This is a genomic window from Bacillus sp. AFS002410 (assembly GCF_002556365.1).
GTDB lineage: Bacteria > Bacillota > Bacilli > Bacillales > Bacillaceae_G > Gottfriedia.
On the sequence record NZ_NUEU01000009.1, the window covers coordinates 164,305 to 182,180 of the forward strand.

General features: G+C 33.2%; 19 protein-coding genes. All 19 read right to left on the bottom strand.

The genetic code is table 11. From position 1 onward, the window contains the following. Positions 1-46: 46 nt before the first annotated feature. The 19 genes from CN692_RS08455 to CN692_RS08545 all read right to left on the bottom strand — a co-directional run bounded on the left by CN692_RS08455 (position 47) and on the right by CN692_RS08545 (position 17,875). Positions 47-1,546: a tetratricopeptide repeat protein gene (locus tag CN692_RS08455; protein ID WP_098118717.1), complete on the bottom strand. Its 1,500-nt coding sequence runs from the start codon at positions 1,544-1,546 to the stop codon at positions 47-49. A 167-nt stretch (positions 1,547-1,713) separates the two neighbouring features. Beyond that, entirely contained in the window at positions 1,714-2,211 is a 498-nt protein-coding gene (locus CN692_RS08460; RefSeq protein WP_098118718.1) for an acyltransferase, read from the bottom strand. Next, a complete protein-coding gene (gene ppaX / locus CN692_RS08465) occupies positions 2,208-2,855 on the bottom strand; it encodes a pyrophosphatase PpaX (RefSeq protein WP_098118719.1) in 648 nt (215 codons plus the stop codon). The genes CN692_RS08460 and ppaX overlap by 4 nt, the downstream gene beginning before the upstream one ends. 13 nt (positions 2,856-2,868) lie before the next feature. After that, positions 2,869-3,810: a nucleoside recognition domain-containing protein gene (locus CN692_RS08470; RefSeq protein ID WP_098118720.1), complete on the bottom strand. Its 942-nt coding sequence runs from the start codon at positions 3,808-3,810 to the stop codon at positions 2,869-2,871. A gap of 27 nt (positions 3,811-3,837) precedes the next feature. Further along, a complete protein-coding gene (gene lgt, locus CN692_RS08475) occupies positions 3,838-4,650 on the bottom strand; it encodes a prolipoprotein diacylglyceryl transferase (protein ID WP_098118721.1) in 813 nt (270 codons plus the stop codon). A gap of 21 nt (positions 4,651-4,671) precedes the next feature. Further along, the gene (gene hprK / locus CN692_RS08480) at positions 4,672-5,613 is read right to left on the bottom strand and encodes an HPr(Ser) kinase/phosphatase (RefSeq protein ID WP_098118722.1); all 942 of its coding nucleotides are present in this window, start codon (positions 5,611-5,613) and stop codon (positions 4,672-4,674) included. 361 nt (positions 5,614-5,974) lie between these two features. Next, entirely contained in the window at positions 5,975-6,349 is a 375-nt protein-coding gene (locus CN692_RS08485) for a phage holin family protein (RefSeq protein WP_098118723.1), read from the bottom strand. Next, positions 6,350-6,544: a PspC domain-containing protein gene (locus tag CN692_RS08490; protein WP_098118724.1), complete on the bottom strand. Its 195-nt coding sequence runs from the start codon at positions 6,542-6,544 to the stop codon at positions 6,350-6,352. Between the two features lie 207 nt (positions 6,545-6,751). Continuing rightward, complete coding sequence (gene uvrA, locus CN692_RS08495; RefSeq protein ID WP_098119107.1) at positions 6,752-9,610, bottom strand: excinuclease ABC subunit UvrA; 2,859 nt, start codon at positions 9,608-9,610, stop codon at positions 6,752-6,754. 14 nt (positions 9,611-9,624) lie between these two features. Then, positions 9,625-11,610 (bottom strand): excinuclease ABC subunit UvrB, encoded by a 1,986-nt coding sequence (uvrB, locus tag CN692_RS08500; RefSeq protein WP_098118725.1) that lies wholly within the window; start codon positions 11,608-11,610, stop codon positions 9,625-9,627. Between the two features lie 378 nt (positions 11,611-11,988). After that, a complete protein-coding gene (locus CN692_RS08505; RefSeq protein WP_098118726.1) occupies positions 11,989-13,254 on the bottom strand; it encodes a hypothetical protein in 1,266 nt (421 codons plus the stop codon). A gap of 13 nt (positions 13,255-13,267) precedes the next feature. Continuing rightward, the gene (locus CN692_RS08510; RefSeq protein WP_098118727.1) at positions 13,268-14,110 is read right to left on the bottom strand and encodes a hypothetical protein; all 843 of its coding nucleotides are present in this window, start codon (positions 14,108-14,110) and stop codon (positions 13,268-13,270) included. Further along, positions 14,107-14,796: an ABC transporter ATP-binding protein gene (locus CN692_RS08515; RefSeq protein ID WP_098118728.1), complete on the bottom strand. Its 690-nt coding sequence runs from the start codon at positions 14,794-14,796 to the stop codon at positions 14,107-14,109. The genes CN692_RS08510 and CN692_RS08515 overlap by 4 nt, the downstream gene beginning before the upstream one ends. Next, positions 14,797-15,189, bottom strand: a complete 393-nt coding sequence (locus tag CN692_RS08520) for a GntR family transcriptional regulator (protein ID WP_098118729.1) — start codon at positions 15,187-15,189, stop codon at positions 14,797-14,799. Between the two features lie 212 nt (positions 15,190-15,401). Next, positions 15,402-15,605, bottom strand: coding sequence for a transcriptional regulator (locus tag CN692_RS08525; RefSeq protein ID WP_257131738.1), 204 nt, complete (start codon positions 15,603-15,605; stop codon positions 15,402-15,404). 1 nt (position 15,606) lies between these two features. After that, on the bottom strand, positions 15,607-15,903 hold the full coding sequence (locus tag CN692_RS08530; protein WP_098118730.1) for a DUF5345 family protein: 297 nt from the start codon (positions 15,901-15,903) through the stop codon (positions 15,607-15,609). Continuing rightward, complete coding sequence (sigY, locus tag CN692_RS08535; protein ID WP_098118731.1) at positions 15,896-16,435, bottom strand: RNA polymerase sigma factor SigY; 540 nt, start codon at positions 16,433-16,435, stop codon at positions 15,896-15,898. Before sigY ends, CN692_RS08530 begins: the two co-directional genes overlap by 8 nt. A gap of 212 nt (positions 16,436-16,647) precedes the next feature. Beyond that, positions 16,648-17,253 (bottom strand): flavin reductase family protein, encoded by a 606-nt coding sequence (locus CN692_RS08540; RefSeq protein ID WP_098119109.1) that lies wholly within the window; start codon positions 17,251-17,253, stop codon positions 16,648-16,650. 16 nt (positions 17,254-17,269) lie between these two features. After that, positions 17,270-17,875 carry an alpha/beta hydrolase gene (locus tag CN692_RS08545; RefSeq protein ID WP_098118732.1) on the bottom strand — a complete coding sequence of 202 codons (606 nt, stop codon included), beginning with the start codon at positions 17,873-17,875 and terminating at the stop codon, positions 17,270-17,272. Between the last annotated feature and the right edge of the window lies 1 nt (position 17,876).

Sequence of the window (17,876 nt, forward strand, 5' to 3'; positions counted from 1 at the left end):
TTAATCTCTTGTGAAATAAAGAAAGCTTGCTTAACACCATCTGGTATTAAAACAAGCTTCGAATGGCGCTGATGCCTTTATTTAATAAATAGGTAGAGATATTATAGTTTGCTGCAATTTTCTTTTGTGATACACGTTTTACTTCATTTTCAACAAGATAATGTGTAGCAGCTAATAAAACTTCTTCATTTACAGGTAACTCTTTATATTTTAAAGTAAGTTCACAAATCGAGAAAAACCATAACTGAAGATGATTACGAAGAATGATATATTCTTCTTCCCAAGTTGCTTGAACTTTTTTCGCTCCATTAATCGCAATATTTAATGATGGATGAGGCTCCAAATAGCACATATTATTCAGAAGAACTTGTTCTAGTTGCTCATCGATTCCAATATTTTCTAACGGTTCGATATCTTGAAGGATTGAACTAAACTTTTGTTCGTAATAATACTCCTTCATGAAATAGATTAATCCCCATCTTTCACTATTGGAATTAGAGTGTTTTGCTTGATACTCAGTTTCCGCCATTAACTGCTCGATTTCGTTCGATGAATGCTTTTTATCAGCCCATGGTGCTAATTCTTCATGCTCTTCAAACTCATTTGACATTTCTTGATTCCAAATGCGCTCGGCAATCGCAATTCGTCCTGAACGATAAGCTGCATCACATAACATATAATAAAATTGAATTTCACGATCAGGTCTTTCCATATAAAGTAAGTTAAATAATTTATATGCTTCTTCATACTTTTTGAATTGATAAAAAAGTACTCCAAGCTTATGACGGTGCTCTTCAGAGATCGGAACGATATTTGATAAGCCTTCAAGATAAACATGAGCAGCTTCTTGTTCATTTAAGATCCTTTTTAGCATCGTTAAATGAATTAACGCTGATAAATTGCCTGGATTTTGTTCTAAAACATACTCCAATACTCTTTCAGCTTCATCGTGATGTCCTAAATGAAGCTCTACTAAAGCTAAATTATTGTATGCTGGCCAAAATTCTTGATATTTATCAACAATGCTCAGTAAAGTGGATTTAGCTGATTTCCAATCATGATTTGCTAAATAGCTAGTAACTCTCTCTTGAAGTACTAGTAAATCATCATTAATACTTAAATCATCATCCTCTTCACTATGAATGATGTCTAAATAATCTTCTAGCTCTTCTAATTGTTCTTCATCTGTTCCAATTTCTAAATACTTTTGAGCATAAAGATTTGCTTTTTGAAATAACCCTAACTCAAAAAATGCAAATGCTAATAAATAATATACATCCTCATTAGTTGGATATTTATCTAAAATATATTCTAAAATAGTAATCGTAGTTTGATATTGATGTAATGATAAAAGCTTCCTAGAAATATCAACAAGAACAGTTTGATTTTCTTCATTTTCAGCAGCTTTTTTCAAGTAATAAATCGCTTGCTCAGTATCGTTACTATTATAAGCTTTCATACCCTTTTCGTAGAAATAATCTTTCGGTAACGAGAACGAAACGACATTATGAAATTGATTTGTTTGATTCCCCAAATTTTCTGACATTCGATCCTCCAGTTTTTCCAGCTTATCACAGTATATCACACAAAAAGAGGAAATAGTCGCCGTCCAAATTATAAGAATTTTAAACGAACGTACAATTTCCACATTATCTAAATAAAGTTGTCAAAGTATTATTCTAACCGAAAAAAAAAATAATGGAAACCACTTTTTTAAAGAGTTTCAGATTGTGACAAAGAAATAACAACCATTGGATTACCTCCAACAAAAGCACCAGCTGGAACATCTTTATTCACTAGTGTTGCGGCTGAAATTTTTGCGCCGTCGCCAATTGTGACACCAGGCAAGATCGTCGTATTTGCACCAACTAACACATTATTACCAATAATGACTTTCCCTAATCGGTATTCATTAATTAAATATTCATGCGCTAAGATTGTCGTATTATAGCCTATTATCGAATTTCTACCTACCGAGATTAACTCAGGGAACATTAAATCCGGTGTCACTTTAAATGCAAAGGATGTAAAATCTCCAACCTTCATTCCTATTAGATTCCTATACATCCAGTTTTTCAATCTAAAGAATGGGACGTATCGGGCTAATTCAATTACAAAAACATTTCGAAATGTTTTCCAAAACGAAACGGTCTTGTACAATTGCCAAAGTGAATTCTCACCCTCAATTGGATAGCGTTTCGTTTTTCTCAATGCTCTTCAATTCCCAGAATCGATAAGATATCACTCATCTTCTCAAGCATAAAATCAGGTTTATACGTTGCTAAAAATTCTTTCCCCTTTAATGACCAAGCAACACCCGCTGTTTCCGTTCCCGCATTTTTACCACCTTCAATATCATGGTAATTATCACCTACCATTAAACTCTCTTCAGGGATCGAATTAAGTTTTTTTAGAGCTAATTGAATTGGCTCTGGATGTGGCTTTGCATTTTGGACATCATCAATTGTAACAACTATGTCAAAAAATTGCTTTAACCGGCCGAAGCTTAAGCCCATCTCAACTACATTTCTCGCTTTTGTAGTTACAATTCCAATTTTGTAGCCTAATCTGTGTAAAGTCTCAATCGTTTCATAAACTGTTTCATACTCTTCAACAAATTCATCATGCATTTCCATATTAAAACGGCGGTATTCAGAAATTAACTCATCAACTCTTCCTTCATCTACTGTAGAAAAAGACTCAGTTAATGTCGGTCCCATAAAAGGAATAACGTGTTCACGTTTATATTGGTCAGGATAATATTTATTTAAAGTATGCAAAAATGAAGCAATAATTAATTCATTTGTATTGATTAAAGTACCGTCTAAATCAAATAATATCGTATTTATTTTCATAGATATTTCCTTTCTATTTCACATCAACGTTTAAACTTGATTCAGTTTTCCTTCCTACTTTGCCTACTACTCTTGCAACTATACACGTAACAATTAGAGCGACTAAGAAACGGATTAAGAATAAATATAAAACAGGAATACCTAAAGGAATAAAGATAAGCGTATCTTCTACCACAGCATGACAAGCTACTAAAAATAAGAAAACGAGATATAAATCACGTTTCGAAACACCATCTTCTTTTACAGCTTGAATCATAACACCAGCTCCAAAAGCTAATCCAAAAAACAATCCCGCAGCTAAAGTAACTCCAGCTTTTGCTTCAACACCAATAAGTTTAGTAAAAGGCGATAATGCTTTAGTTATATAATTCATCCATCCAAAATCTTTTGCTATTTGAATCACTAGCATTAATGGAATAACTATTTTAACAAGGTTTAACACACCCATTAATGACGAAACGAATGCAGTATAAATTATTTCCCACTCTGATTGATTAGCCGCTTCTGCAACTTCAATACCTTTATGAACAATTTCTGTTCCACCAGACCAAAGAAAATGGATACAAATAGCAGATAATATTGCAAATCCTATCCTTACTAAAACAACAAATGATGCTCTAACCCCTACAGCAGTTGCTACAGTCGTTTCAACAAATAGATTATGAGAAAAACTTAACATAACAGCAAGGATCAATGCTTCCTTAACAGTTAAATCCATAGGTAGCATAGCCCCAAGTGCAGCATATAAGTTTAAAACATTACCTAACACTAATACTAATGCTGCATCTCCCTTTAAACCAATAAAACTCATTAATGGTTCAAGCAAATTAACAAACCAGTCCATTAGTGCTGTTTCCTTAATAATCGTTAAAATGAAAGAAATAGGGAAAATGATTTTCCCTATTTTCCAAGAAGTTTGTAAACCAACTAGTAAGCCTCTCTTTAAAGTTTCCACCGTGTTCACCACTCCTGCTTTACAAACTTAAGCATCTAAATATCGTTCATTTGATAATCCTTTAGCTCTACGATAAACAAGAATGATAATTGAGACGATAATTATGACTACTGATATAAACTGAGCCATTCTAATATTATGTGTTAACATTAAGCTGTCTGTTCTTAAACCTTCAATAAAGAAACGTCCAACTGAGTACCAAATTAAATAAGTTAAAAACATTTCTCCACGTCTTAAATTCACTCTTCTTAAAATAAGTAAGAAGATAATTCCTAGTAAGCTCCACAGTGATTCATATAAAAATGTTGGATGATAATATGTTCCATCAATATACATTTGATTAATAATCCATGTAGGTAAATGAAGACTTTCTAAAAACGATCTAGTTACTGGTCCACCATGAGCCTCTTGGTTCATAAAATTTCCCCAGCGTCCTAACATTTGTCCTACTAAAATACTTGGTGCTGCAATATCTGCAAGCTTCCAAAATGAAATCCCTCTTTTCTTTGCAAAGAAATAACTAGCAATAAATGCACCAATTAAACCACCATGAATTGCTAATCCACCATGCCAAATTGCTGGAATTTCACTTACATGCTTAGAATAATAGTCTAACTCAAAGAGTACATAGTATATTCTAGCCCCTATAATTGCTGAAGGTAGAGCTACTAAAATTAAATCTAAGAATGTATCATCTGGTATACCGCGTCGTTTACTTTCACGAATTGCCAACCATAACCCTAAAACAACACCTAGTCCAATCAATACCCCATACCACTTTATTGAAAGTGGACCTAAATGTAAAAAAACTTTATTTAATGGCTGAATATTTGATTCCATTCCAATTTCCCCACTTTATCTTTAAATTAAATCACTTACGTTATTACCACCTTGAATTACCTTTTCCAAACGGTCCGCAAATTGCTGTGCCGCATTTACACCCATATTTTTCAAACGGAAATTCATAGCTGCTACTTCAATAATAACTGCTAAATTTCGTCCAGGACGAACCGGCAATGTAATTTTCGAAATACTTGTATCTAATATTTTTAGTTTTTCATCATCAAGACCAACTCGATCATAGACTTTTTGTGAGTCCCATGTCTCTAAGTCGATGTTTAGCGTAATACGTTTGTAATTTCTTACAGATCCTGCTCCAAAAAGAGTCATTACATTGATAATTCCTAATCCGCGAATTTCCAATAAATGCTCAATCAATTCGGGCGAAGAACCGATAAGCGTATCTTCATCAGTTTGACGAATCTCAACTGAATCATCCGCTACTAATCGATGGCCACGCTTTACTAGTTCAAGAGCAGTCTCACTTTTACCAACTCCACTTTTACCAGTAATTAATACCCCTACCCCATAAATATCAACTAGTACACCATGCAATGCTGTAGTTGGAGCAAGTTTCGCCTCTAAATAGCTCGTTAGTCTACTATACATCTTAGTCGTTTTACTATTTGATAGTAATATAGGTACACCAGTTTCTTCACCTGCTTCAATTAGTTCCGCTGGTATCTCTAATCCTCGTGTAACAATTATACAAGGTGTATCGTCAGCACAAAGCTTTCTTAATCGATCATGCTTTTCTTCATCAGTTAAACTATGATAAAAAGTTAATTCCGTTTTCCCTAGTATTTGCACTCTATCCGATGGATAGTAAGTAAAAAAACCAGCAACCTCTATTCCAGGGCGAGATAAATCAGTAGTGTTAATCGATTTATTCAAACCCGCACTTCCACTAATAACCTCTAATTTAAAATACTCAACTAAATTCTTTGTACGTAATTTAGCCATACAAGCCTCCTAAGGATTAATAATTATGTACTATCTTTCATATTGTACCATTTTTAAACTTTGTGGGAAAATGTCGATAAGCTAATAACTGCACGCAAAAAATTAAAAATTATTAATTTAAAAATGAAACTGTGATCAGCGGGATTTAACAAATTACAAATCAGTTTTAGCATTATATCAACAAAAACCAGTCATTTATCAACGGAGTTCAAAATTTTTTCAAAATTATTCACATTTTGTTCGTCTTACCGTAATGAGAATTTTAGGATTTCTAACCGTATTTTTGTTCATATTTCTGACACATTTAATAAATGCAAAAAAGAGACTCTCAAAAGTAATTGAACTTAAGAGACTCCCATTTTTAGCGTTGACTATTCTTATTTTTGTTTTTTGAGCCAAATATAAAGTATTGAATTAACATACTGAATGTACTAATTAAAATTGATGCAATAATAGCTGTTCCAAAACCATTTACCCTAAGTGCATCCCCTAGTAAATAATCAGTAATCTCTAGCGTAAAAGCATTAATTATAAATAGGAATAAGCCCATTGTAAAAATGGTCACTGGTAAAGTTATTAAAATTAAGACCGGACGAATGATTGTATTTAAGATTGATAATACTAACGCTGCAATTATAGCTGTTGCAACATTCTTCACATAAAAATCTGGTTGTAGAAATCCGGCTACTACAATAAAAACTAAGCTATTAATAGCTAGTGAAAATAACCATCTCATTTAAATCACGTCACCTTCTTTTGGAACAACAAATATCCAAATTAAATATACAAATAGAAGTGCTCCAAATCCTATAAAAAATAATATAACAAAAAGTAACCTTATTAATGTACTATCTAGATTAAAATACTTTCCTAATCCGCCACATACTCCTGCAAGCATAGAATCTTTTGAAGATCGATATAGTTTTTTCACGGGAAATCTCCTCTCTATCGATAAGTCCTCATTTTTATATTCACAAATTTTTCTATTTCATTATTTATTCTATGTTAAAACATTAAAGAAATGTGGACTACTTTTCAAGTAAAAGCAACTACTTAAAAAAACCTAACTAAAAACAAATACAAAGAAAAAGGAGTTTCCTCCCATTCTTTGTATCACGTTTTTACTTTAATTTTGTCTTCAGGATTCCATCAAAGCCATTCGTTTTTCCATTCTAGCTTTGTCACGTTCTAATACAACCTTTAAATACTTACCTGTATGAGACGCTTCGACTTTACATAATTGTTCAGGTGTTCCAGTTGCTACAATCGTTCCACCTTTGTCTCCGCCTTCTGGACCTAAATCAATAAGATAGTCACCCGCTTTAATAACATCTAAATTATGTTCGATTACAAGCACAGTATCTCCATTATCTACTAGTCTTTGTAAAACAACTAATAATCGAGCGATATCATCAACATGAAGCCCAGTTGTAGGTTCATCTAATATATATAAAGTCTTTCCGTTTGTACGTTTATGAAGCTCAGAAGCTAGTTTTACACGCTGAGCTTCCCCACCTGATAAAGTCGTAGCAGGTTGACCTAATGTAATATATCCTAAACCTACATCAAATAACGTTTGAAGTTTACGTTTAATCTTTGGAATATTTTCAAAGAATGAAACTGCATCCTCAACAGTCATATTTAAAACTTCTGAGATTGATTTATCTTTATATTTAACTTCTAAAGTTTCTCTATTATATCGTTTACCATGACAAATTTCACATGGTACATATACATCAGGTAAGAAATGCATTTCTATTTTAATAATCCCATCGCCACGACAAGCTTCACATCTACCGCCTTTAACGTTAAAGCTAAAGCGACCTTTTTTATAACCACGTACCTTCGACTCATTCGTAGCTGCGTACACATCACGAATATCATCAAATACGCCAGTATAAGTAGCAGGATTTGAACGTGGAGTACGACCAATTGGTGATTGATCAATATCAATAACCTTTTCTAATTGTTCAATCCCTTTAATCTCTTTATGCTCACCTGGACGCACTTTTGTACCATTTAACTTTTGAGCTAATGATTTATATAAAATTTCATTAATTAATGTACTTTTTCCTGAACCTGATACACCTGTTACAGCAACGAATGTACCTAATGGGAAGGAAGTCGATACATTTTTTAAATTGTTTTCTTTTGCTCCAACAATCTTTATTTGACGTCCGTCACCTTTTCTACGTTCAAGTGGAACTGGAATAAACTTCTCACCGGATAAATACTTTCCAGTTAACGAGTTTTTATCATGCATTACTTCACTTGGAGTACCTTGTGAAATGACCTGCCCACCGTGAATACCAGCTCCTGGTCCGATATCAATTAAGTAATCTGCTGCTAACATTGTATCTTCATCATGTTCAACAACTATTAATGTATTTCCGATATCTCTCATATTTAATAATGTTGAGATTAATCGATCATTATCACGTTGGTGTAGTCCGATTGACGGTTCATCTAAAATATATAATACGCCTGTTAATCTCGAACCAATTTGAGTTGCTAAACGAATTCGTTGAGCTTCTCCACCTGATAAAGTACCCGCCGCTCGGTTCAGTGTTAAATAATCTAAACCTACATTAACTAAAAAGCCGATACGCTCACTAATTTCTCGAAGAATTAGATTTGCAATTTGTTCCTGCTTTGGAGTCAATTCAAGTGTCCTAAAGAAGTCGAATCCTTCCTTAACTGACATTCGAGTTACTTCACCAACATGTAAACCACCGATAAATACTGCAAGAGCTTCTTGTCTTAAACGATGCCCTTTACAAGTTGGACAATTTTGTTGTGCCATGTATTTTTCCATTTGCTCACGAATAAAATCTGAAGATGTTTCCTTATAACGTCTTTCAACATTTGAAATAACACCTTCAAATTGAATCATCGCTTCACGCACATGACCTTGTTCATTATCATATTTAAAATAAATTTGTTCTCCATTACTACCATAAAGAATTTTATCTTGTTGATCTTTTGGGATGTCTTTAAATGGAATATCCATATTAATTCCATAATGGTTACATACACTTTCAAGCAACTGAGGATAATACATTGAGCTAATTGATTCCCAAGGTGCAATCGCATTCTCTCTAAGCGTCAATTCCTCATTTGGGATTACTAAGCTTAAATCAACTTCTAATTTCGTCCCTAATCCATCACATGAATGACAAGCACCAAATGGGCTATTAAACGAGAACATTCGTGGTTCTAACTCACCAATCGAGAAACCACAAATAGGACATGCATGATGCTCGCTAAAAAGAAGCTCTTCTTCACCAATAACATCTATAATTACTCGACCTTCACCTAGCTTTAATGCCGTCTCAAGCGAATCAGCTAAACGCGTAGCTACTCCATCTTTTACAACAATACGGTCAATTACAACTTCAATTGAATGCTTCTTATTTTTCTCTAATTCTATTTCATCAGATACATCGTATAGCTCACCATCAACTCGAACACGAACAAAACCTTGCTTTTTAATATCTTCAAACACTTTTACATGTGTACCTTTACGACCAGATATAACAGGTGCAAGTACTTGGATTTTCGTACGTTCAGGATATTCCATTACACGGTCTACCATTTGTTCAACTGTTTGAGAAGTAATTTCGATGCCATGATTTGGACAAATTGGCGTACCAATTCGAGCATATAAAAGGCGTAAATAGTCGTAAATTTCTGTTACAGTACCAACTGTCGAACGAGGATTTCGGCTTGTAGTTTTCTGATCAATCGAAATCGCAGGTGATAATCCTTCAATTGAATCAACATCCGGCTTATCCATTTGCCCTAAAAATTGACGAGCATAGGCAGATAGTGATTCCACATATCTGCGTTGACCTTCAGCATAAATCGTATCAAATGCTAGAGAGGACTTACCTGATCCAGATAAACCAGTTACAACAACTAATTGATTACGAGGGATCGTTACATCGATATTTTTTAAGTTATGCGCTCTGGCCCCTTTAATAATAATTTCATTCATACTTTTCAAGTTCTTCACCTCTCAGACTTCAATTCTAATATTAAGTCACGAAGTTCTGTTGCTCGTTCAAAGTCAAGCGCCTTCGCTGCGTCTTTCATTTCCATTTCAATTGATTGGATAAATAGGTGACGCTCTTTTTTGTTCATTTTCTTATATTTAGCACTAATGCCATTTTCGTAAACTTCTTCATCCTCAGCAACAGCAGTGGCTCGAATCACATCACGTACTTGTTTTATAATCGTTTTAGGCGTAATGCCATGTTTTTGGTTATATTCTTCTTGAATCTCACGACGGCGCATTGTTTCATTAATAGCTATATTCATCGAGTTCGTCATTTTATCAGCATACATAATAACGTGACCATTTGAATTCCTTGCTGCTCGACCAATTGTTTGGATTAACGATCGTTCTGAACGTAAGAATCCCTCTTTATCTGCATCTAAAATAACGACTAAAGAAACCTCAGGAATATCAATCCCTTCACGTAAAAGGTTAATTCCAATCAATACATCATATTTCCCTAAACGTAGATCACGAATAATTTCAATTCGTTCAAGCGTTTTAATTTCAGAATGTAGGTAGTTAACTTTAATACCAATTTCTTTTAAATAATCTGTTAAGTCTTCAGACATTTTCTTCGTAAGAGTAGTAATTAGTACTCTCTCATTTTTAGCAATACGATTTCGTATTTCATCAATAAGATCATCGATTTGACCTTCAATCGGTCGTACATCAATCGTTGGATCTAACAGACCCGTTGGACGAATGATTTGCTCTACTTTTTCTGGGCACAATTCTAACTCGTATGGTCCAGGCGTAGCAGTGACATAAATTGTTTGTTGAACTTTTTCTTCAAACTCAGCAAATTTTAAAGGTCGATTATCCAATGCTGAAGGCAAACGGAATCCATGATCTACTAGTACTTGCTTTCTCGCTTGGTCTCCGTTAAACATTCCTCGAATTTGCGGAACTGTAACATGTGACTCATCAATAACCATTAAGAAATCTTCCGGAAAATAATCTAATAATGTATAAGGAGTTGAACCCGCTGGTCTAAGAGTCAGATGACGGGAATAGTTTTCAATACCTGAACAAAATCCCATCTCATTCATCATCTCAAGATCATATCTAGTACGTTGCTCCAGTCTTTGAGCTTCAAGTAATTTACCGTTTTCTCTCATAACCTTTAAACGTTCTTCCAGCTCAAGTTCAATATTTTTAATCGCAACTTTCATTTTTTCTTCACGTGTAACGAAGTGGGATGCAGGGAAAATTGCAACGTGGTCACGATCACCTAAAATCTCACCCGTTAATGCATCAACTTCTCTAATTCTCTCAATTTCATCACCAAAAAACTCCACACGAATACAGTGTTCATCACGTGAAGCTGGAAAAATTTCTACAACGTCTCCACGAACTCGGAATGTACCACGAGAGAAGTCAATATCATTACGTGCATACTGAATATCTACTAGTTTATGTAATAATTCGTCCCTACTAATTTCCATACCAATACGAAGAGAACAAACTAATTCACGATATTCTTCCGGAGAACCTAAACCGTAAATACAAGAAACACTCGCTACGATAATGACATCCTTACGTTCAAAAAGGGAGGAAGTCGCAGAGTGACGCAATTTATCAATCTCATCATTAATACTTGAATCTTTCTCAATATAAGTATCCGTTTGAGGTACATAAGCTTCTGGCTGAAAGTAATCATAGTAACTTACAAAATACTCAACTGCATTATTAGGAAAAAAATCTTTTAATTCACTATATAATTGTCCAGCTAATGTTTTATTGTGAGCAAATACTAATGTAGGTTTTCCTATTTCCTTAATTACATTTGAAATGGTAAACGTTTTTCCCGTACCCGTCGCACCTAATAAAACTTGATGCTCTTTACCATTTTTGACCCCATCTACAAGTTGCTTAATCGCATTTGGCTGGTCACCTTGAGGTGAATAATTAGAAACTACCTCGAAATTCTGCTCCATCTTCCCCGCCTCCATTTCCAAAACATACCTATCCTTCTATTTTACCACAAAATTTCAAAAATCAATCAAAAACAGAACAAACGTACTTTAAAATTTAATAGTTCTTTCATATTATCGATGTTCAAGTACGAAATCAAGTTATTAAACTAGAACGTATATTCCTTAGTAATCAAATTGAGCGAAGAAAGTTGCTATCACAAAAATTGAACCTAGTGGTTTATCAACAAAAATCAAAGCTATATCAACAAAAATAACGACTATATCAATAAAGTTCACAACTTTATCAACAAAAGACATAATTTGTTCGTATTACTTCATTCATGCTGTAAATAAGAAGAAGCTGTCTCATTACTTATGAGACAGCTCCTTATCCAAACACTATTTCGTTAAAAAATCATAAACTTGTAATTTTTTTAATGCTTTACTAGAATTACCTTTTATATTTTTGACATCAATTTTGCCTTCATAAATAATATGTCCGTTCGATAAATCAGCAATTAATAATTTTTTATTTATCTCTTCCGGTTTTTCATTAGACGTTAATGCATAAAGTTTTCCATTTAAAATTTTATAATTAGTGTTATCTAGGTTTACCACTTTCGTGAATAATGGTTGACCATCAATTTTTTTACTATTTAAGTTATACTTTAAAACCGAAATGCCATTATCCTTATTCGTTAAGAAATACAAAACATTATTATCAAGTATTTCATAACTTTGCTTTACCTGCTCTTTTTGTTCATTCGATAAATTTAAAGCTTCATTTTTACCAGTTTCTAAATTAAATAAAACAAGTTCACTACTAATTACATCAGTTGTTGTTTCTCCGTTCTCTTGAAGAGTGTCCTTTAAATTTACCTTTTTGTATATAGAGTATTTAGAAGGAACTGTAGGATCTGTTTCTTGTATTATATTTTGAGATTCAGTATGAGTATGATTCTTTTGATCATTGGTAGTCTTATTGATTACTGTGTGATCAACAATTTTCTTTTGATTTACATTTATCCTATACACTACATTTTCATTTTGGTCGACAGCACCTGAATTTGTATTCTTATCAAAATAAGTTTTATTTTGAGAGGTAGTAACAACCAAATCTTTTCCGATTAATTGTACATCTTCTACGGAAATATAAGAGAATTTTTCTTCTCCGGGAATTTCAAGTTTAAATGTATATCGATCTTTATTTTGAAGATCAAGACCATCTATATACATTTTAAAATGATTATTTTTATCTGCATACGATCCATCAATTCTTCCACCTTTTACATTAACATGCCATGCAAAATCTTTATCGATATAAAATTGAGAAGAAGAAGAATTTTTTCCGCGCATGAAGTTTCTTTCCTCTTTTTGTAGATCATTTAATTTCTTTAAATCATAATAGTCTGCATTCAGTTCACTAAGCATGGAATTACTATTTTTATATTCGCTTCCATCTGTAGTAATACTTAATCCTCTATTTCCGTCCTGGCCATATCCAGCGTTAATCATTAAATCTTTAACGTATTTTGAGTCTCCTTTTTCAGTCTTCAAGTAAAATTTAGGTAACTTACTTTCTGACATAGCTACTTTAGTAAAAAACGTACCAATACTAATTGTCGTTACAACAGCTATTATTGCCAAATTACGATATCGCTTCATTATGAACTCCTCCTTACACCGAAACTTTGTTTTTTAATAAATATTTACTAAATAAGATTGAAATTGTAATGATGATTGCAAAAAGACCTAATTCCATATAAATGACTTCGCTTGGATAAAATGAGAAATCATTTCCAATAATATAGTTTTGAATAATCGCTGGTGAAAATAATAAAACTGCAATCCCCATCGCATATAAAATTCCAAATAATATGCCTTTCCATCGATAACTACGTTCTAATAATATGAATGTGAAAAGGGTAAACACTAGTCCCATTCCAACAAGATATCTAAAAATGAAATCTACAAGATTATTCGGTAAAACCATTACAAAAATATTAGGGCTCATAAACAGGTCAACAGTACTCATTTTTCCTAAAAGTTCAGTTGGAACTATACTTTGGAATACTTTTATTTCTATTGGTATAAGTATTAATTGAAATGCGAGTAAACTTAAAACCATAAGTAAGATCGTAGTTGCTTTAGCAAAGTAAATTGTCATTCTTGAAGTTGGTAGCATAAATAAGCGGTAAATAAATGTGTTTTTTCCGAAATAATCTCTATACCAAATAATAAACACATAAAACATCATTAACGCTATGCATATTAAGATTGGGCCAATAAATAATGGATGATTAACAACATGGTTAAAGTTTAGTAACCCACTTGAAGCGATAAACTCTTGGGTTGCTTTTACTGAGCTTGCGTAATTTGCTTCATTAGCTTGCTCCATATAGGCAGACTTTACGGCAAACAAACTTGCAAACTGTGAAATAGCTACTATAATTAATAATCCTATATATAATTTAACCAATCGATTCACTTCAAAATTCACTAGTTTTAAATATCGATTCATGAATGATACACCTCTCTCATTACGTCCATCACTGACTTACCTTCTTCTAATCGTAACTCTTCAGTATAAAACTCTTTAAGAATTTCCCCATTATCTAATAAAACGACCTTATCGATTAAGTGCTCAATATCACTAATTTCATGTGTTGTTATGATCACGCCTCGATCTTCAATTAAGTGACTCGTAAACACTTTTGCAATTTGCTCTCTACTAAACATATCGATTCCAGAAAAAGGCTCATCCATTAGAACATAATCTACATCTAACCCTAAACCGAATAGTAAATTGGCTTTTGCGGCATTACCTTTTGAAAGTTCACCTAGTTTTTCATCTTCTTTTAAACGGAAAAATCCAAGTAATTCTTTAGCACGTTCTTCGTTCCAATTTACATAAAAATCCTTCATAAACTGCATTGCTTCACCAACTGTAAAACTTGGAAGCATTGTAAGTGTATCTGGAATAAACGTGATATTCTCATACATCGAATGATTCATCTTCTTATCATCTATTAAAATTTCACCGCGATCAATTGGCGTGATTCCCATGATTGCTTTCATCGTTGTGGACTTCCCCACACCATTAATACCTATTAAACATGTTATTTCTCCTTTATTTGCAGTGAAGGAAATATCACGTAATACATTTTTTCGACCAAATTTCTTTGAAACATTTTTTACTTGAATCATTTAAGCCTCTCCTTTCTTTTCTTCTTTTATCTTTTGTTCATAGTTTTGCTTAACCATTGTAAGTAATTCTTCTACCGGGACATTAATTACTTTAATTGAATCTACGAATTCATTTACAGCTTCCATAATCAGTTCATTTCTTACACCATTTAACACTTGTATATCTGTCGTAATTTTACTAGGGAAATTTCGTTCAGTCGTAATCAATCCTTGTTCCTCCATTTCCTTGTATGCTTTTTGTACAGTATTTGGATTTATATTAAATTGAACAGCTAATTCTCTTCTTGATGGTATTTCTTGACCGGCTTCTAATAGTCTTTTTGCAATTTGCTGTTTAAAATGCCTAACAACCTGTAGATAAACTGGTTCACGGTTATTCACTATAAATTCCATCAATCCACCTCCTCGTTCTTAATACAATTTAAATAGTATGTGTGTGTACTACTTAGTTCATACACATACTACATGACTACGTGTATTACTCAATTAATACACCTTATACGTGTACTATACACGTAATACACTAAAGATGTCAAACACAAAAATAAAAATACTAGACTTCATTGTACCGTTCCAATCAGTCTAGTATTTTTAAATACACTTTTTTAAATTAGTTTTTTTCGATCCTTTCTAACAACTAAAAAGTAAAAAAATATACTTGGCCAAGGAAATTGGATTATTCCTAATAAGCCCCATAACCACGCCGAACGATTTCTCTTTTTAGCTTTTGTAAAAAGCATGATACTTTGAGTTATTAAAACGATAAATACTAAAACTAAAATAATGATATTCCTCATTGTCCATTCCATACTAACTCCACTCACTTTCGATTTTCTTTTTATCTCGTTTAAAAATAATTGGTAGTGCAATAAATCCTAAACCTTGAAAAATAACGATACTTACTGGTACTTTTTGCGCTATGAGAAGTATACTTACAAACAAACTGCATGCCACACAAATGAACAGAACTAGTTCTTTTAAAAAAATGGTTTTCTTTTTTTCCTGATGCATTTGAAGTTTTTCTGTAATCGTACTGATTGATGGCTCATGAATATCCACTAATTCATCAAACTGTTTCAGTGCCGATACTATTTCTTCTTTATCCATTTTGCACTAACTCCTTTCGTAATTCCTTCATCCCATTATGGATTCTTGATTTAACCGTTCCTTCACGAATTCCCATCATATTTCCAATTTCTTCGTTTGTATACCCATAGTAATGTTTTAATAAAATAGCCGTTCGTACATCAGATTTAAGTTTTTCAAAGCCTTCCATAATATCACTCCACTCAAATCCTTTATAAGATAGCTGCCAATTTAAGGAACGTGATAATTCTTCTGCCTCATTTTTCTGCCAAAACCACTCACGCTTCTTCCTTCTTTGTTGATCTAAATAAAGTCTAGTAGCGATCGTCATTAACCATGTTGAAAATTTTGATTGACCGTTGTACTTCTTTATATTGTCATATCCTTTCAGCATCGTATCTTGCACTAAATCTTCTGCTGTTTGCTGATTTAACGTCATCTTTAATACGTATTTATATAAAAAGGAGTAATGGATTTGAAAGAGTTTAGCGAAGGCTTCTTGGTCACCTTGCTGAGCATGTTTTATTATTTCTTGTTCATCTAAATCAACCATTTCTTCCTCCTTTCTACCTTGCTTATACAATTTTTGTTTCATTTCATTTGTTATACGATTAGGTTCTGCAAATCGTTCATTTTTCTTTTATTTTTTTTCAAATTTAAAATAGCTTGTACAAAAAAAGACTGCCCTCATATGACAGTCTAGCTTGCTCCTTTACATAAAAAAAGAGCAAAGCACATTCGGCTTTACTCTTCACTCTTATAAACTTATACCGGACGTTCAATCGTAAACATTTCCCCAACTTTAGCATAATCATTTCCTGCTAAACGACTGATTGCTTTTAAACCATTCGCATCGATACGTCCGTTTTCATAAATTTCATCTTCTATATGAAAATGAACGACTTTTCCAATAAGTAAATCACACGCTTCATTATCTTTACCTAACGGAATTGCTTGTTCTAAAACACATTCCATTCTAATTTTCGATTCTTTTACTCCTGGCACTGAAACCTTTACACTTGCAACTGGAGTAAGTCCCGCTAATTCGACCTCACTCTCTGTTGGTGGTAGTGCAGCTGCTGTTTTATTAATCGCTTCTACATTTGATTCATCAACTATATGAACGACGAATTCTTTTTTCTCGATCGCATTTCTAGCTGTATCCTTTTGTTTACCGTTTTGTCGTTGAACAGATACAGAAATCATCGGTGGATTCGATGTGACAATGTTGAAATAACTAAATGGTGCTCCGTTTAATACATTTTCATTTGATTCAGTTGTTACAAAAGCAATTGGTCTTGGGATAATCCCACCAATTAAGAATTTATAATTATCACGATCACTTAAATCTGCTGGAGAAAAAGACTTCATCATTTTTGGTTACCCCTTAAAAGTTATTTTTGTACCAATCAGTTGCTGCTTCAATTTCAGATCTTGTTAAGCTATGACCCATGTTTTCCCAATGAGTAACGACTTCTGCACCAGCACCATCTAACAACGATGCTAGTTCTTCTGTTTCTTGTGGCAAACAGATCGGATCGTTTTTACCTGCTCCAATAAAGACTGACACTTCTTTCATTTTAGGTAATTCTAAATCACGAATTGGTACCATTGGATGTAATAGCATAGCGCCTTTAAATACATTTTCATAATGGAACAGTAGACTACCAGCAATGTTAGCACCATTTGAATAACCAATCGCAATAATATTATTTAAATCAAATCCATGTTCTGAAGAAGCTGATTCAATAAAGTCCTTCAATTCTTTTGTACGGAAAACTAAATCTTCCATATCAAATACCCCTTCAGCTAATCTCTTGAAAAAACGAGGCATTCCATTTTCACTCACATTTCCTCTAACAGATAAAACTGAAGCTTCATCATCAATCATACCCGCAATAGGTAATAGATCATGTTCGTTCCCACCAGTACCATGCAGTAATAAGAATGTTGGCTTAGAAGGATTACTTCCTTTAATAAATACGTGTTTCATC

Coding starts and splice junctions, on each gene's coding strand:
- CN692_RS08455 (WP_098118717.1), bottom strand. CDS start 1,546: ATGTCAGAAAATTTGGGGAATCAAACAAATCAATTTCATAATGTCGTT.
- ppaX (WP_098118719.1), bottom strand. CDS start 2,855: ATGAAAATAAATACGATATTATTTGATTTAGACGGTACTTTAATCAAT.
- lgt (WP_098118721.1), bottom strand. CDS start 4,650: ATGGAATCAAATATTCAGCCATTAAATAAAGTTTTTTTACATTTAGGT.
- hprK (WP_098118722.1), bottom strand. CDS start 5,613: ATGGCTAAATTACGTACAAAGAATTTAGTTGAGTATTTTAAATTAGAG.
- CN692_RS08485 (WP_098118723.1), bottom strand. CDS start 6,349: ATGAGATGGTTATTTTCACTAGCTATTAATAGCTTAGTTTTTATTGTA.
- uvrA (WP_098119107.1), bottom strand. CDS start 9,610: ATGAATGAAATTATTATTAAAGGGGCCAGAGCGCATAACTTAAAAAAT.
- uvrB (WP_098118725.1), bottom strand. CDS start 11,610: ATGGAGCAGAATTTCGAGGTAGTTTCTAATTATTCACCTCAAGGTGAC.
- CN692_RS08505 (WP_098118726.1), bottom strand. CDS start 13,254: ATGAAGCGATATCGTAATTTGGCAATAATAGCTGTTGTAACGACAATT.
- CN692_RS08510 (WP_098118727.1), bottom strand. CDS start 14,110: ATGAATCGATATTTAAAACTAGTGAATTTTGAAGTGAATCGATTGGTT.
- CN692_RS08515 (WP_098118728.1), bottom strand. CDS start 14,796: ATGATTCAAGTAAAAAATGTTTCAAAGAAATTTGGTCGAAAAAATGTA.
- CN692_RS08520 (WP_098118729.1), bottom strand. CDS start 15,189: ATGGAATTTATAGTGAATAACCGTGAACCAGTTTATCTACAGGTTGTT.
- CN692_RS08525 (WP_257131738.1), bottom strand. CDS start 15,605: ATGGAATGGACAATGAGGAATATCATTATTTTAGTTTTAGTATTTATC.
- CN692_RS08530 (WP_098118730.1), bottom strand. CDS start 15,903: ATGGATAAAGAAGAAATAGTATCGGCACTGAAACAGTTTGATGAATTA.
- sigY (WP_098118731.1), bottom strand. CDS start 16,435: ATGGTTGATTTAGATGAACAAGAAATAATAAAACATGCTCAGCAAGGT.
- CN692_RS08540 (WP_098119109.1), bottom strand. CDS start 17,253: ATGAAGTCTTTTTCTCCAGCAGATTTAAGTGATCGTGATAATTATAAA.
- CN692_RS08545 (WP_098118732.1), bottom strand. CDS start 17,875: ATGAAACACGTATTTATTAAAGGAAGTAATCCTTCTAAGCCAACATTC.